The 13239-nt window shown below is 58.3% G+C and carries 12 protein-coding genes; 9 read left to right on the top strand and 3 right to left on the bottom strand.

Annotated features, from left to right (window positions below):
• Positions 1-22: 22 nt before the first annotated feature.
• Positions 23-1033, bottom strand: a complete 1011-nt coding sequence (locus tag V8J82_RS09610) for a LacI family DNA-binding transcriptional regulator (RefSeq protein WP_339974676.1) — start codon at positions 1031-1033, stop codon at positions 23-25.
• A gap of 191 nt (positions 1034-1224) precedes the next feature.
• On the opposite strand from V8J82_RS09610, the gene V8J82_RS09615 reads away from it, so the two are divergent.
• From V8J82_RS09615 to V8J82_RS09650, 8 genes are all read left to right on the top strand, one after another.
• Positions 1225-2214, top strand: a complete 990-nt coding sequence (locus V8J82_RS09615; RefSeq protein WP_339974678.1) for a substrate-binding domain-containing protein — start codon at positions 1225-1227, stop codon at positions 2212-2214.
• A gap of 110 nt (positions 2215-2324) precedes the next feature.
• Positions 2325-3833, top strand: a complete 1509-nt coding sequence (locus V8J82_RS09620) for a sugar ABC transporter ATP-binding protein (protein ID WP_339974680.1) — start codon at positions 2325-2327, stop codon at positions 3831-3833.
• A complete protein-coding gene (locus V8J82_RS09625; protein WP_339974682.1) occupies positions 3826-4830 on the top strand; it encodes an ABC transporter permease in 1005 nt (334 codons plus the stop codon). Before V8J82_RS09620 ends, V8J82_RS09625 begins: the two co-directional genes overlap by 8 nt.
• Positions 4827-5819 carry an ABC transporter permease gene (locus V8J82_RS09630; protein WP_339974684.1) on the top strand — a complete coding sequence of 331 codons (993 nt, stop codon included), beginning with the start codon at positions 4827-4829 and terminating at the stop codon, positions 5817-5819. The genes V8J82_RS09625 and V8J82_RS09630 overlap by 4 nt, the downstream gene beginning before the upstream one ends.
• Before the next feature lie 36 nt (positions 5820-5855).
• A complete protein-coding gene (locus V8J82_RS09635; RefSeq protein WP_339974686.1) occupies positions 5856-6677 on the top strand; it encodes a sugar phosphate isomerase/epimerase family protein in 822 nt (273 codons plus the stop codon).
• Positions 6678-6986: 309 nt separating this feature from the next.
• Positions 6987-7970, top strand: coding sequence for a Bug family tripartite tricarboxylate transporter substrate binding protein (locus V8J82_RS09640; protein ID WP_339974688.1), 984 nt, complete (start codon positions 6987-6989; stop codon positions 7968-7970).
• Positions 7967-8401 carry a tripartite tricarboxylate transporter TctB family protein gene (locus V8J82_RS09645; RefSeq protein ID WP_339974691.1) on the top strand — a complete coding sequence of 145 codons (435 nt, stop codon included), beginning with the start codon at positions 7967-7969 and terminating at the stop codon, positions 8399-8401. The genes V8J82_RS09640 and V8J82_RS09645 overlap by 4 nt, the downstream gene beginning before the upstream one ends.
• Positions 8402-8407: 6 nt before the next feature.
• A complete protein-coding gene (locus tag V8J82_RS09650; RefSeq protein WP_339974693.1) occupies positions 8408-9916 on the top strand; it encodes a tripartite tricarboxylate transporter permease in 1509 nt (502 codons plus the stop codon).
• Positions 9917-10069: 153 nt separating this feature from the next.
• On the opposite strand, the gene V8J82_RS09655 is transcribed toward V8J82_RS09650, so the two are convergent.
• Both V8J82_RS09655 and V8J82_RS09660 read right to left on the bottom strand, forming a co-directional pair.
• Positions 10070-10948 carry a LysR family transcriptional regulator gene (locus tag V8J82_RS09655; RefSeq protein ID WP_339974695.1) on the bottom strand — a complete coding sequence of 293 codons (879 nt, stop codon included), beginning with the start codon at positions 10946-10948 and terminating at the stop codon, positions 10070-10072.
• A gap of 163 nt (positions 10949-11111) precedes the next feature.
• Positions 11112-12482, bottom strand: a complete 1371-nt coding sequence (locus V8J82_RS09660; RefSeq protein ID WP_339974697.1) for an aminotransferase-like domain-containing protein — start codon at positions 12480-12482, stop codon at positions 11112-11114.
• 266 nt (positions 12483-12748) lie between these two features.
• On the opposite strand from V8J82_RS09660, the gene V8J82_RS09665 reads away from it, so the two are divergent.
• Positions 12749-13231, top strand: coding sequence for an MSMEG_0572/Sll0783 family nitrogen starvation response protein (locus V8J82_RS09665; protein ID WP_339974699.1), 483 nt, complete (start codon positions 12749-12751; stop codon positions 13229-13231).
• Positions 13232-13239: the final 8 nt, after the last annotated feature.

A 13239-nucleotide genomic window follows, 5' to 3' on the forward strand; every position in this document is an offset into this window, starting at 1 on the left:
TTTCAGCCTTGATCCAGAAGCGTCACAATGTGCGTGGCAGGATCAGTTCAGGCTTGATTTTCGTCAGCGACGGCGCCGTATCGCGCGCATCGAGATGGACAAAGGCCTTCCGTATCATCACCTCTGCCTTCTGCCGTATCATTGGCATCGAAATCCGGCAAAGCGCCGCGATCGGGTCGTAATCCCAAACGCCAAAGTGGCACATCGCGATCTCCTGTTCCGGAAGTTCGCTTAGGAATTCCAGCGTGCCCTCGAAACACCCCATGGAGTTGATGATCAGGCCTTTTGGCAGGCGTCCAAGACGGCCATATAGATCCTGCAGCGAATAGAAGGAGGCCGTGCGACTGTATCCGCAGGCCAGCACCCGATCCTCAATCGCAGGCAAGCCCGCCTGACGCAGCGCCGCTTGAAACCCCTCGATCCGCTTGCGTGAGGCGTAAAGGTGGCTGTCACCGCCCAGGAAGTAGATTTCTTCCCCGATCTCGGCGCCCGCGCGGTCGAGAATAGCCAGCGTCAACTCTTCCACACCAGCCGCATTGTCGGAGACAACCGATGGCGCCGCATTGCAAGGCTGATCGACAAACACATGCGGCACATTCGCGTCGCGGCAAATTTCATGCAGTTCGTCATGCGCTTTCGCACCAACGATCATCAGCGCATCAACGGAATATCCGATCAGGTTCCAAAGCGAATCCACTTCCTGATCTCGGTCGCGGCGCGTGGAAATGATGGCTGGCATCGCACCGCGTTCGCGCGAAGCTTCGGTGAAGGCTTGGCTCAGCGATGCAAAGAAACTGTTATCGTGTTGCGGCAGGATCATGCCAACGATACCCGACTTGGTCGTCCTAAGCGCCCGCGCTTGAATATTCGCGGAATATCCCAACTCCCGCGCGACTTGCCTGATCCGATCAGCGGTTTCGGCACCGATCCGGCGCTTTTTCCATGATCCGTTCAGCACCGCGCTGACGGTGGAGGGCGATGCCGCCGCCTTTGTAGCGATATCGTAAATCGTGGGTTTGCTAAGGTCATTCATAGCAAAACCCTATTTCGAAACCTTGGAACGCACAATGCACCATCGATTGTGCTTGACAGATCAAATAGCCGCGGCAATCTTAAGCACCATCGATTGTGCGGGCATATGCACGACGTATGTCGCGTTACAGCGGGAGTGGCTGTGCGCTGCAATAGGGAGATGGGCCAAAGGCCCGAATACGGGAGAGAGAGATGAAGCTAGTTCAAGCAACAGTATCAGGAGTGGCGCTGGCCGCTGGCCTCGCATCGGCAGCGGTAGCTGACGGCCCCTCGATCGGTGTCGTCGTGAAGATAGGCGGTATTCCGTGGTTCAATGCCATGGAGCAAGGTATCCTGGAACGTGCCGAAGAATTGGGCGTGAGCGCCGAGATGATCGGGCCCGTGTCGCCCGACCCGGCCCTGCAGGTGCGGGCAATCGAAGATCTGATCGCACGCGGCGTCGATGTGATCGGCGTTGTGCCCAATGATGAAGCTGCGCTGGAACCCGTGCTTCAACGCGCTCGGGAGGCGGGAATTGTCGTGATCTCGCATGAGGGACCGGGTCTTGAAAACGTCGATTGGAATTTCGAACTCGCATCGGCTGAAGGCTTCGGCGAAGCCCACGCCAAATTGCTGTGTGACAGTGTGGACGAGCCGGGCAGCTATGCCGTGTTCGTCGGTTCACTGACAGTGCCACTGCACAATGCCTGGGCCGATGCCGGGATCGCCTGGCTAGAGGAGAACTGCAGTGACCGGCTAACGCTTGTGGGGGATCGCTATGGCGTTGCGGAAAGCGTTGATGACAGCCGGGCAACCGCGCTTGATTTGATCGCGGCCAACTCGGATCTGCGGGGGTTCCTTGCCTTTGGAAGTCAGGGGCCCATCGGTGCCGGACGCGCGATCGAGGAGCGGCGCCTGACGGGCGAAGTGCATGTGATGGGCCCGTTTTCCCCCGGCCAGGGTCAGAGCCTTGTGATGGATGGCACCATCACCGGCGGTTACATGTGGAATCCGGCCGAGGCGGGTCGCGTGTTCGTCACGCTCGGGAACATGCTGGTCGACGGAGCCGAGATCGGTGACGGCACCGAGATCGAGGGCCTGGGTGTGGTCAGCCCGGACTCGGAGGGACGTGACATCATCACGGACAACCTTCTTGAGATCAATGCGGAGACCGTTGGAGTCCTAGCCGACATGGGCCTCTGACGATCACGGGTCCCACCGCTTGTGGCGGTGGGGCCCAACCCCGCCGTTTCAAATCATCCCGCCCGGCACGCATTCTTTTTGTCGGCAGACCACAGGTAAAGTGCGACGCCATGAGCGATCAGCCCGATAATGACGCATACGCTTTGAAGCTGCGGAATATCTCCAAGCGGTTTGGCGGCGTTCAGGCGTTGGACAGCGTCGATTTCGATGTACGTGTGGGCGAGGTCCACTGCCTTGCGGGTGAGAACGGATGCGGAAAGAGCACGTTGATCAAGGTCGTCACCGGCGTCCACAAACCGGAGCCCGACGCCGAGATAGAGGTGTTCGGTGAGCCACAGACAGGCATGTCGCCAACTTACGCCCGCGCGAAAGGCATTGCTGTGATCTGGCAAGACCTTGCGCTGTTTCCACATATGAGCGTGGCTGAGAATATCGGTTTCGACGAAATGGTTGGGACGACACCAAAACTTACCGCGATGACGCAGCTCAGGGCCCGGGCGGGCGAGGTGCTTGCGCGGCTCGGCGTCACCCTCGATCTTGATGCCCCGTTGAACACGCTTCCGATTGCCCAACGGCAGATTGTCGCCATCGCCCGGGCTTTGATGGGGGAGGCGCGGCTGATCTTCATGGATGAGCCGACCGCATCGTTAACCCAAAGCGAAACCGATGCGCTTCTGGACGTGGTGCGAACCTTGTCCGCAGATGGTGTTGCCATCGTCTTTGTCAGTCATCGACTTGCGGAGGTTTTGGAGATTTCATCGCGCGTGACAGTGGTGCGGGACGGCAAGCTAGAGGGCGTCTATCCGACCGAGAACATGACGCAGGCGCGGTTGGGCGAATTGATGACGGGGCACCTTCTTGAACACGAGGTGAGCGCACGCGACCGCTCAGGGGCGCCTGTCGTATTTGAGGTCGACGGCCTCAGCAAACGCGGCGCGTTCGAGGATATCTCACTCCGGCTGCGCGCGGGCGAGATTGTCGGTGTAATCGGGCTGATCGGCGCTGGCCGTACGGAGCTCGCCCATGCCGTGATCGGGATGATACGGCCGGATGCTGGCAAGATCCGCCTGAACGGAGACATCATCCAACCCAGGAATATCCGAGAGGCGATCCGCTTGGGGATCTCCTACGTTTCCGAAGATCGGCTGTCACTTGGCTTGGTTCAGCAGCAATCCATTGCCGACAATGCCGTTGCGACCGTTCTCGATCGCATATTGGGAAAGACCGGCCTGATTTCGAGCCGCAAGAAGGACCGGCTGGTTAATCATTGGATCAGGGATCTGTCGATAAAGATCGGATCGCCTGACGACGCCGTCAGCACATTGTCAGGCGGCAACCAGCAGCGGGTTGTCCTGGCAAAATGGCTCGCAACCGAGCCGCGTTTGCTGATCCTCGATAGCCCGACCGTGGGTGTCGATGTGGGCGCGCGCGCGGGCATTTTTCGGATCGTGCAGGACCTCGCCGACATGGGCCTTGCTATCCTGCTGATTTCTGATGAGGCCAGCGAGGTTTTCTACAATTCCGACCGGATCATCCACATGGCGGAGGGTCGGATCATCTCCGAATATGATCCACATACCACGAGTGTCGAGGCGTTGGAGACAGCAATCTATGCGTAAAGCTGCACGCGCCTATCCGGTTGAGATCAGACTTGGCCTTGTTTTGATCTTGCTGATTGTCGGACTATCCCTTTCGACCGACAGCTTTCTGACCCTGGCCAACCTGACATCGCTGCTGAACAACAATGCGGTGAACCTGATCTGGGCGGTTGGTTTGCTTGTCGTTTTGATCGCAGGCGGTATCGATATCTCCTTCGCCGTTGCGGCATCGGTCGTTCAGTATCTGACGGCACAGGTCTTCGGGTCGATGGGGGGCAATTGGGCCTTGGGCTTTTTGGTCGCCGGTGGCATCGGCTTGGCGCTTGGGCTGATTAATGCAGCCTTGATCCACGGGCTTGGTGTCATCTCCATCGTCATTACAATTGCGACATTCAACGCATTCTTCGGCCTTTTGATGTTCTTCACACGGGGGCGGAACATCTACAGCCTTCCGGATTGGTGGAGGGACCGGATCTTCATTTTCGAGCATCAATCCGCAAGCGGCGTTTGGTCGGAACTGAATCTCTCCGTCGGGGTGATGATCGCCTGCGTCATCGCGACCGCGATTCTGATCCGATATACGAATATCGGGCGGCAACTCTACGCATTTGGCGATAATCCCGAAGGCGCGCGCCGGGCGGGTGTGAATATCGCGCTGATGCAAGCTGTGGCATTCGGCTGGATGGGCATCATGGCGGGTATCGGCGGGCTGATGCAGGTAAACATCGCCAAGGAGGTTATCCCCAACGCATTGGCCGGGCGAGAGTTGGATGTGCTGGCCGCCGTCGTTCTGGGTGGCGCACGCTTGGGGGGCGGTCGCGGCACGATTGTCGGATGCATCCTTGGCGTAATGTTTGTGGCGATCACGCAAAACGGGCTGAACCTGCTCGGCGTCTCACCTTTCGCTTTCCAGATGATTATCGGCGCCGCGATTCTGGTGGCGATCTCATCGTCGAATATTCGTTTCGATATGGGGCGCCTATTCACAGCCCCAAGGCCCTCGGAGGGTAGGAAATGAAGGTCATCACCCAGATCAATCGGCTTTTGGGGGCAGAGGTCCTGCCGCTGGCGGGTGCGCTTATTCTGGTCGTTGCGGCCTTTTCGCTTGCGACACCGTTGTTCCTGACCATTGCCAACTTTAGTTCAATGGCGTTTCAGCTACCGGTTCTTGGCCTGTTGACGCTTGCGATGATGGTGCCGATTTTGTCGGGTGGCTTGAACCTCGCTATTATCTACACCGCAAACATATCTGGCTTGACCCTGGCCGCCATCTTGATTGCCTTCGGCGGGCCGGACGCGGGAATTGGCGCCTTCGCGTTGGGCGTTGTCGCGGCGCTGTTGGTGGGCGCGCTATCTGGCATGGTGATGGGCCTTGTGATTGCGTATATCGGGGCGCATCCGATCCTCGTATCCCTTGCCATGATGATTTTCCTGCGCGGTTTGGGCGAATTCCTGACGCGCGGAAGTGACATATCGGGCTTTCCCGACTTCATGGCTCCGATCGGCCATGGCTTATTTTTCGGAGTTCCCGTGCCGCTGTTCATCTTTCTGGCTGCGGCTATCCTGTGGCACGTTATGCTGCGCCGTTCGCGTCATGGCTTCTCCGTGTTCATGATCGGCTCCAACATCGAGGCGTCCGAGTATTCAGGGGTGCCCACGCGCCGCACGCTTACGCTGATCTACACGATTTCGGGGATAATCTGTGCGGCTGCAGGGATCCTGATGGCGGCACGCTTCAACTCGGTGCGGGTGGGCCATGGCGAGGCGTTGCTTCTTGTCACTGTGCTGGCGTGTTTCCTCGGTGGGCTTGATCCCTTCGGAGGGTTCGGCAGGGTCATTCCGGTCGTCTTGGCGTTGATGATCCTTCAGGCCTTGTCATCCGGCCTGAATCTGATCGGGGCCAATCAACATCTCAGCACAGCCGTCTGGGGCCTTTTCCTGATTGCCGTCATGGCCATTCGGCGGGCTGCCGGGCATTTGTCGATATTCGCGAGGGGGAGAGGATAGATGCAGGGATTCGGCGTTCACACAAGCATGTGGACCATGAGTTGGGATCGTGAAGGCGCCGAGCGCGCGGTCGCGGCGGCGGTCAACTACAAAATGGAGTTCCTAGAGATTGCTCTATTGCAGCCCCATCTTGTCGATGCGGCGCATACGCGTGCCTTGCTCGAAAGGAACGAGATGCGCGCTGTCTGTTCGCTTGGATTGCCGCAAGAGGTCTGGGCTTCGGTCAACCCAGACGGCGCCATTAGCTTTCTCAGGACCGCGCTCGACAAGACCAAGGAGATGGGAGCAGAGGCGCTGTCAGGCGTTATCTACGGCGGTATCGGAGAGCGCACTGGTCTGCCGCCGACTGTACAAGAATTGTCGAATGTCGCTCGTGTGATAGAGGCCGCTGCGGCGCATGCGAAATCGCTGGATCTGTTGCTGGGGATCGAACCGGTCAACCGCTATGAGACCCACCTCATCAACACGGCGCGGCAGGGCGTGGATATGATTGAACGGGTCGGCGCAGAGAACCTCTTCCTCCACCTCGATACCTATCACATGAACATCGAGGAAAAGGGCGTGGCCAACGGCATCATCGATGGTCGAGAGTTTTTGCGGTATATCCACCTGTCCGAAAGTGATCGCGGAACGCCGGGCGCCGGGACGTGCGACTGGGACGAAATCTATGGCGCCCTTGCGGCGATCCGGTTTCGAGGCGGGCTTGCAATGGAGAGCTTCATCAACATGCCCCCCGAGCTTGGGTTTGGCCTGTCCGTCTGGCGCCCTGTCGCCGAGAGTTTCGAAGAGGTTATGGAGAACGGATTGCCATTCCTACGCAACAAAGCGCAGCAATATCGGCTCGTCCAAAGCACATAGAGGGGGCTGCGCATTCGGGCTGGGCCTCAGGTAGCTCTTCTGCTTTGTTCTGATGGCTTGGTGCCATCCCGAATTGGCCCTGAAATAGGAGAATGGACCCCTTCTTGGGGAAGACAGCTGTCTTGTTTTCACGTGGATACTCCCGAACGGTTGGATACGTGCAAGCTTTCCGCGTCACCTACGTTAGGCTTTCTCCCGCACAGGCTGGCCAATCGGCGCTTTTAGCGGCTCTCTCCCCGAGAGCATCTTGAAAAATCTCCCTCTCTCCCGTCTCCTTGGCCTTGGTTTTATCAGGGAGGATCAAGACCAATGGGAGTACGCACCGTTATCTCGGTCAAGGCAGCCTTTGCCACGGCCGCAACCGTTTTTACCCTTTCCGCCGCCCCGCAGATGGCGCAGGCCGAAGAGTGCATCGCACCATCCAACCCCGGCGGCGGATGGGATTTCACCTGCCGCACGATCGGGCGCATCTTGTCCGAATTGGACCTGGTCGAGGGTAACGTTCAGATCACCAATATGCCGGGCGGGGTAGGGGCCGTGACCTACGCGATGGTCGGTGCCGAACGGTCCGATGATGCGTCGCTGTTCGTGGCGACCTCGACCGTCGGTATCACGCAGATCGCGCAAGGTCGCTATCCCTCGGGCATCGACACGATGCGCTATCTTGCCATGTTGGGGGCCGATGTGGGCGTGATCGCAGTGGCCGCTGATAGTGAATACGACACGCTTGCTCAGTTGAACGAGGCGATTGTCGCTGACCCATCCTCGGTTGTGACCGCAGGTTCGTCCGGCGCGGGCGGTTGGGATCACATCCGCCTTCTGATGGTTGCGCGCGAGGCGGGGCTTGAGGATCTGCCAGCGCTGCGTTGGGTGCAGTTTGATGGCGGGACCGATGCCGTGACGCAGATGATGGGCGGCCAACTTGATGTTGTATCCACGGATCTGGGTGAGATCGCGGGCTTTGTGGAATCTGGTGATATCCGCATCCTTGCAGCCCTGTCGACCGACCCGATCCCAGCCTTCCCCGACATTCCCACGGCGATCAGCCAGGGCATCGAGGTCACGGGCTACAATTGGCGCGGTCTTTATACCGGTGGCGATGTGTCCGACGAAGACTACACCGCGCGCGTCGCACAGCTCGAAACGCTTTATAATTCGGACGAATGGCAAACCGCCGCAGTCGAATTCGGCCTTGTTCCGATCTGGCGCGGTGGGGCCGAATTCGAGGCCTATGTCCGTGAACAGGAACAGATCATGGCCGAGATCTCCCGCGATATCGGCGTGATTGAATGAGCATCAGGCTTGCGGGCGTCGCGATTTTTCTGGTCGCGGCGCTCTACGCATGGACGGCGCAAAACTACACGGCGCCCTTCGGTGATGTGCTTGGGCCGTCTGTCTTTCCGATCATGGTGGGCATACCCGCTATGGTGCTTGCACTGTCTTTGGTGGTGTTTCCCGGCGGCACCGTCAGCTGGCCAGGGCCGACGCGGCTGGTTCGGCAGGGATTGGCGCTGGCTGCGCTTGTGGCGTATTCCGTATTGCTCGAACCCCTCGGCTTTCCGCTAGCCACCGCCACTCTTATTTGCGTCGTCGGAATCATCATGGGTGGACCGGTTCTGAAATCCGCGATGATCGGTCTAATCGGGTCGCTCTCACTGTGGGTTCTGTTCGATCCGGTTCTCGGCCTTCCGATCGACTTCTTCGGCACCCTCTTCGGCGGATAAATCTCGATGGAAACGCTCACGTCCCTTGGCCTTGGCTTTTCGGTCGCGCTTCAACCGCTGCATCTGGCGCTGCTGTTGTTCGGGTGCTTTGCCGGGACGCTTATCGGCGCAATGCCTGGCCTTGGTCCCGTCAACGGTGTGGCGATCCTGATCCCGCTTACATTTGCGTTCGGCTTTGACGCCACTGCCTCGCTGATCCTGTTAAGCGCGGTTTATTTCGGGTGCATGTATGGCGGACGGATCAGTTCGATCCTGCTGAACATCCCTGGCGATGAACCGGCAGTCATGACCACGCTCGACGGCTATCCGATGGCTCAGCAGGGGCAGGCCGCGAATGCGCTGGCGATCTCTGGCGTTGCGTCCTTCATGGGCGCGACGGTTGCGATCATCGGCCTGACGCTTTTCGCACCACTTCTGGCGCGGGCCGCTATATACTTTGGTCCGGCGGATTACTTCGCGCTTTATGTCATGGCCTTCGCGACGATTGGCGGTTTGGCGGGGGTGGACCCGAGAAAGACGCTTCTATCGGCACTGATCGGTCTCATGATCGCCACCATCGGCCTCGACCCTGCCACCGGCATCCCACGTTATACGGCCGGATCTTTTCATCTCTACGACGGTATTGATCCCATTGTTGCCTTGGTCGGCCTGTTCGCCATATCCGAGCTGATGGTTCTGCTGGAGCGCGCGCTGAGGGATCGGGAGAGCGCCATTCGCCTGACCACCTGGATCCCGGAAGTTCGCGTGATCGTCTCGACCGCCTGGGCCACCATACGCGGCGCAATCGTGGGCTTTGTCGCGGGCGTCTTGCCAGGCGCTGGCGCATCCCTCGGCGCGGTCATGAGCTATTCGATCGAAAAGCAAGTGAGCAACCGAGACGGTACTTTCGGGAAGGGCGATCCCAAGGGGGTCGCCGCGCCTGAGGCGGGCAACAACTCCGCCTCGGCCGGCGCGCTGATCCCAATGCTGTCGCTCGGTGTGCCGGGATCCGGAACAACCGCGGTGATGTTGGCGATGTTGATCTCGCTGAATGTGCAGCCCGGCCCCTTGCTGTTCGAACGGCAACCGGACCTTGTATGGGGCCTTGTCGCGTCGCTCTACATGGCGAACGTGATGTTGCTGATCCTGAACTTGCCCCTGATCGGGTTGTTCACGCGGCTGATGGCTATTCCGACCTGGGCGCTCATACCACTGGTCGTCGCGATCAGCTTCATCGGGGTCTATTCGATCGGCAATTCCACCTTCGATCTGTATGTGATGATCGGTTTCGGTGTGCTGGGCTACGTTCTGCGCAAACTCGACATCACTCTGGTGCCATTGGTGCTAGGTTTGCTGCTGGGGGCGGATATGGAAAACAACCTGCGCCGCGCATTGTCGATTTCGGGTGGCGATTACGGCGTCTTGATCTCAAGCTGGATATCTGTCGCGCTCTACTTGGCAACTGTTTCTTTCCTCGCCCTGTCAGTCTGGCTTACGCTGCGCAATCGCAAAGACAAGACGCCCTCAGCCAATTGAAGTTGCCCGTTGCGAACTATGAAAGGGCAGATTCATCCGAGCCGATCATTAGCGACCCATAACGATGGCAGGTAGCCATCAGATTTTCCATTCTACATGCAATTTCTGTGCGCCAGGTTTGGACGCCAAAGCTTTGCCTGATGGGCTTTCACCCTAAAGAGCCTGCGCAATTCCGGATTTCGCGAGGTGGTCCAGGACTGCTCTGACGCGGCCTACACGCGTGAGATCGGGATGCGTGAGTAGCCACAAATCTACAGCCATATCGGGGATAGCGTCAGCTATGCGCGCCAGATCGGGATCTTGCTTGGCCAGATAGATCGGCAAGATGGATGCTCCAATCTTCGCTCGGACTGCAGAATACATGCCCAGCAAGCTATCGACCCGATATCCACAACGATCATCTAACTGGTGTTCACGGAGCCAGGCGTGAAACTGCGGATAAGTCATGGAGGCGCTTGGGCCGACCCATGGCAAATCTGCTAAGTCCCGCGTCTTTGCAGTGGCTGTATGATGTGCGCGATGGATATACACGCATTGTTGTATCGTGCCCAACCGGCGCCCGATTAGGTATCCGTCTGGCGCAAGCATCGGACGAATGGCGATATCTGCGTGACGCAGTGAAAGATCCGCGACCTCGTTTGACACGACCACTTCCACGGAGATCTGGGGTTCTTGTTCGCGCAATTCGGCGAGTCGGGGTGCCAGAAGGCCGTATAGAAGCGTGTCGGTGGTCGCGATACGAACCAGGCCGGACGGCCTCAGATCGCGCCCTGATACACGCCGCTCTGTCTCGTTGGCGAGTTGGGCAAATTGACGCGCGGTTGCGACAATTTCCTCGCCGGCGGGTGTTGCTTGGTAGCCTGTGCGAAAACGCTCGAACAATCGCACGCCCAACTTTTGCTCAATGGCGTTTACTCTGCGAAACATTGTTGGATGACTGGAGCCCGCCAGTCGCGCAGCCGCCGACAGCGTCCCTGTCTCTGCGATCTGCAGCACCGTCTCGTAATCCGTCCAATTCAGTTTGGTGTTCAATTTTGAAAGCCTGATTTCGAATGCTTCAGTTGGTTATCCTAAACTGAACAGCGTGGCTTAGGATAGCGATCCACATCGCCGCAAGCCGCGCGCATTCGTATTCTCCATGCTCTTCCGGCTGCTAAACCTTAAGGGCTGGCGATGTCGGGCAGTCAGAAGCGCTTTACTCCGCCCAAAGGCCAAAATCGAGCGTATGGCCAAGGAACTCCAAGCCTTCATGCAGGCGGCTCCGCGAGAGCGGTCCGCCAAGACAGATGCGGAGTTGTTCTTTTGGTTCGTCGGTCACCACAAATCCGTCGCTTGGCACGATCCCAAGGCCACGGCCCGCCATACGCGCGACAACGTCCGCTCGGTGCCATCCGTGAGGAAGAGTCAACCATATGTTGAAGGCTTCCGGATCGGATACGTAATTCGCGTTCGGCAGGCATTTCGCTACAATTTCCTGCCGCGCTGCAGCCTCTTTTCGGACGAACCGCCGGATGCGATCCGCTGTGCCATCGGTGATCCAACGTGTGACCAACGCCATGGTTACGGGCGAGGCCATAATCGATATCGCCTTCAGCGCTTGTTCTAAGGACAGTGTTTGTCGGCTATCCGGGGCCACCACATAAGCCAGCCGCAAACCTGCACCGATGCATTTGGCCAAGCCGCCCACATGCCACGTCAGGTTGGGCGCCATGGTGGCCAGCGGCGCGGGCGCGCGGGCGGGAACAAATCCGTAGGCGTCATCTTCGATCAGCGGCAGGTTGTGATGCTGCAAGATACGCGCAATCGCCATGCGCCGGTCGGTGCTCATTGTACGGGTGGTCGGATTGTTGAGTGTCGGATTGAGATACAGCGCGACGGGTCCGTGATCCTTGATCGCCTCTGACAGTGCTTCGGGAAGGATGCCCTCCTCATCAAAAGCGAGGCCGACCAGATTGAGGTTCAGCTGTTTGCAGATCCGCCTGATACCGGGATAGGTGATCGCCTCACACGCCACAACGTCGCCGGGTGCGGCGATCGTGTGCAGGATCGCCACGATGGCCGGATGTGCGCCCGGCGTGATGGCAATCCGATCCAGGCGCGGCACCATTCCACGCATCGATAACCAGATTGAGGCGGCCTCCTTGTCTTTTTCGCTGCCGACGCCGGATTGATAGCGCAGAAGTGAGACCAGATTGGCGGAGACATCTGCCAGACCGCCGCGCATGCGATTGATCAGATCCGGATCGCTCGGCTCAGGTGGCAGGTTCATTGTTAAGTCTACCTGAGCGGTGCGCATGGGATCTGTGACATCACCGTCGGGAAGTGCGCCGCTTATAAACGTTCCGCGCCCCACATGACCTTCCACAAGGCCGCGACGCTCGGCTTCTTTGTAGCCGCGCGAAACGGTGGTGAAGTCCAATCCCAACAAATCCGCCAGTTTTCGCTGGGGCGGCAATCGATCGCCCGATTGCAGCGCGCCGGTTTCCATATCGCGCGAGATCGCGTCTGCGATCGATAGGTAAGCGGGTTGCGAGCCGCTGATTATCTTCGGGGTCCAAAGCGCCACGGGCACCTCCATACAATTGGCGCAATTTAGGAGATTCCGCACAGCGATGTCAATTGATCGGATTGACCGAGTAAGTCTTAGAAAGCTGATTTAATACGCCCAATTTTCAAGCATATCGAGGTTGAAACGCCTTAGAAAGTGCTGAGATGGCGCAAATTTTGCATGAAATTGTATGCATACAATTGTGGCGCAATTTGCTATGCGATTGCATGTGGTGAGCGCCAGAATCGCGCTGAGAGACGTACTTAACGAAGGAGACGGCCCGGATGCCTGAGGTCAAAACAGAACCATACAAAGACGGCGACTATTTCGTGGATTACGAAGACAAGGTCTTCGAGGACGTTCAGGCTGAGCCAGGCGAAAAAGCGTTGATCACGTTTCACACTGTGGCTTTCGAAGGCTCGATCGGGTTGGTGAACATACTGGTCGGTCAACGGCTTTTGAAGAAGGGCTTCGATACATCTATCCTGCTCTACGGCCCTGGCGTGACCCTTGGCATTCAACGCGGATTTCCAACTTTGGGGGATGATGCCTTTCCCGGGCATCAGAACTTTGCCGCAAACCTCAAGAAATTCATGGATAAAGGCGGCAAGGTTTACGCATGCCGGTTCGCGCTTCAAGCGCTGTATGGTCACGGCGAACAATCGCTTTTGCCTGGTATCACACCGATCGCGCCACAGGACGTCTTGGATATCGTTCTGCTGCACCGCAAAGACGGCGCTTTCATCCAAGACACGTGGACTTTGTAAAGACAATG

Source organism: Gymnodinialimonas mytili (assembly GCF_037544085.1).
GTDB classification, from domain to species: domain Bacteria; phylum Pseudomonadota; class Alphaproteobacteria; order Rhodobacterales; family Rhodobacteraceae; genus Gymnodinialimonas; species Gymnodinialimonas mytili.

Bases quoted from the DNA above. Each gene is read 5' to 3' on its own strand.
- V8J82_RS09650 (WP_339974693.1), top strand. From the start codon at position 8,408: ATGGAAACGCTCACGTCCCTTGGCCTTGGCTTTTCGGTCGCGCTTCAA.
- V8J82_RS09640 (WP_339974688.1), top strand. From the start codon at position 6,987: ATGGGAGTACGCACCGTTATCTCGGTCAAGGCAGCCTTTGCCACGGCC.
- V8J82_RS09645 (WP_339974691.1), top strand. From the start codon at position 7,967: ATGAGCATCAGGCTTGCGGGCGTCGCGATTTTTCTGGTCGCGGCGCTC.
- V8J82_RS09665 (WP_339974699.1), top strand. From the start codon at position 12,749: ATGCCTGAGGTCAAAACAGAACCATACAAAGACGGCGACTATTTCGTG.
- V8J82_RS09615 (WP_339974678.1), top strand. From the start codon at position 1,225: ATGAAGCTAGTTCAAGCAACAGTATCAGGAGTGGCGCTGGCCGCTGGC.
- V8J82_RS09625 (WP_339974682.1), top strand. From the start codon at position 3,826: ATGCGTAAAGCTGCACGCGCCTATCCGGTTGAGATCAGACTTGGCCTT.
- V8J82_RS09620 (WP_339974680.1), top strand. From the start codon at position 2,325: ATGAGCGATCAGCCCGATAATGACGCATACGCTTTGAAGCTGCGGAAT.
- V8J82_RS09635 (WP_339974686.1), top strand. From the start codon at position 5,856: ATGAGTTGGGATCGTGAAGGCGCCGAGCGCGCGGTCGCGGCGGCGGTC.
- V8J82_RS09610 (WP_339974676.1), bottom strand. From the start codon at position 1,033: ATGAATGACCTTAGCAAACCCACGATTTACGATATCGCTACAAAGGCG.
- V8J82_RS09630 (WP_339974684.1), top strand. From the start codon at position 4,827: ATGAAGGTCATCACCCAGATCAATCGGCTTTTGGGGGCAGAGGTCCTG.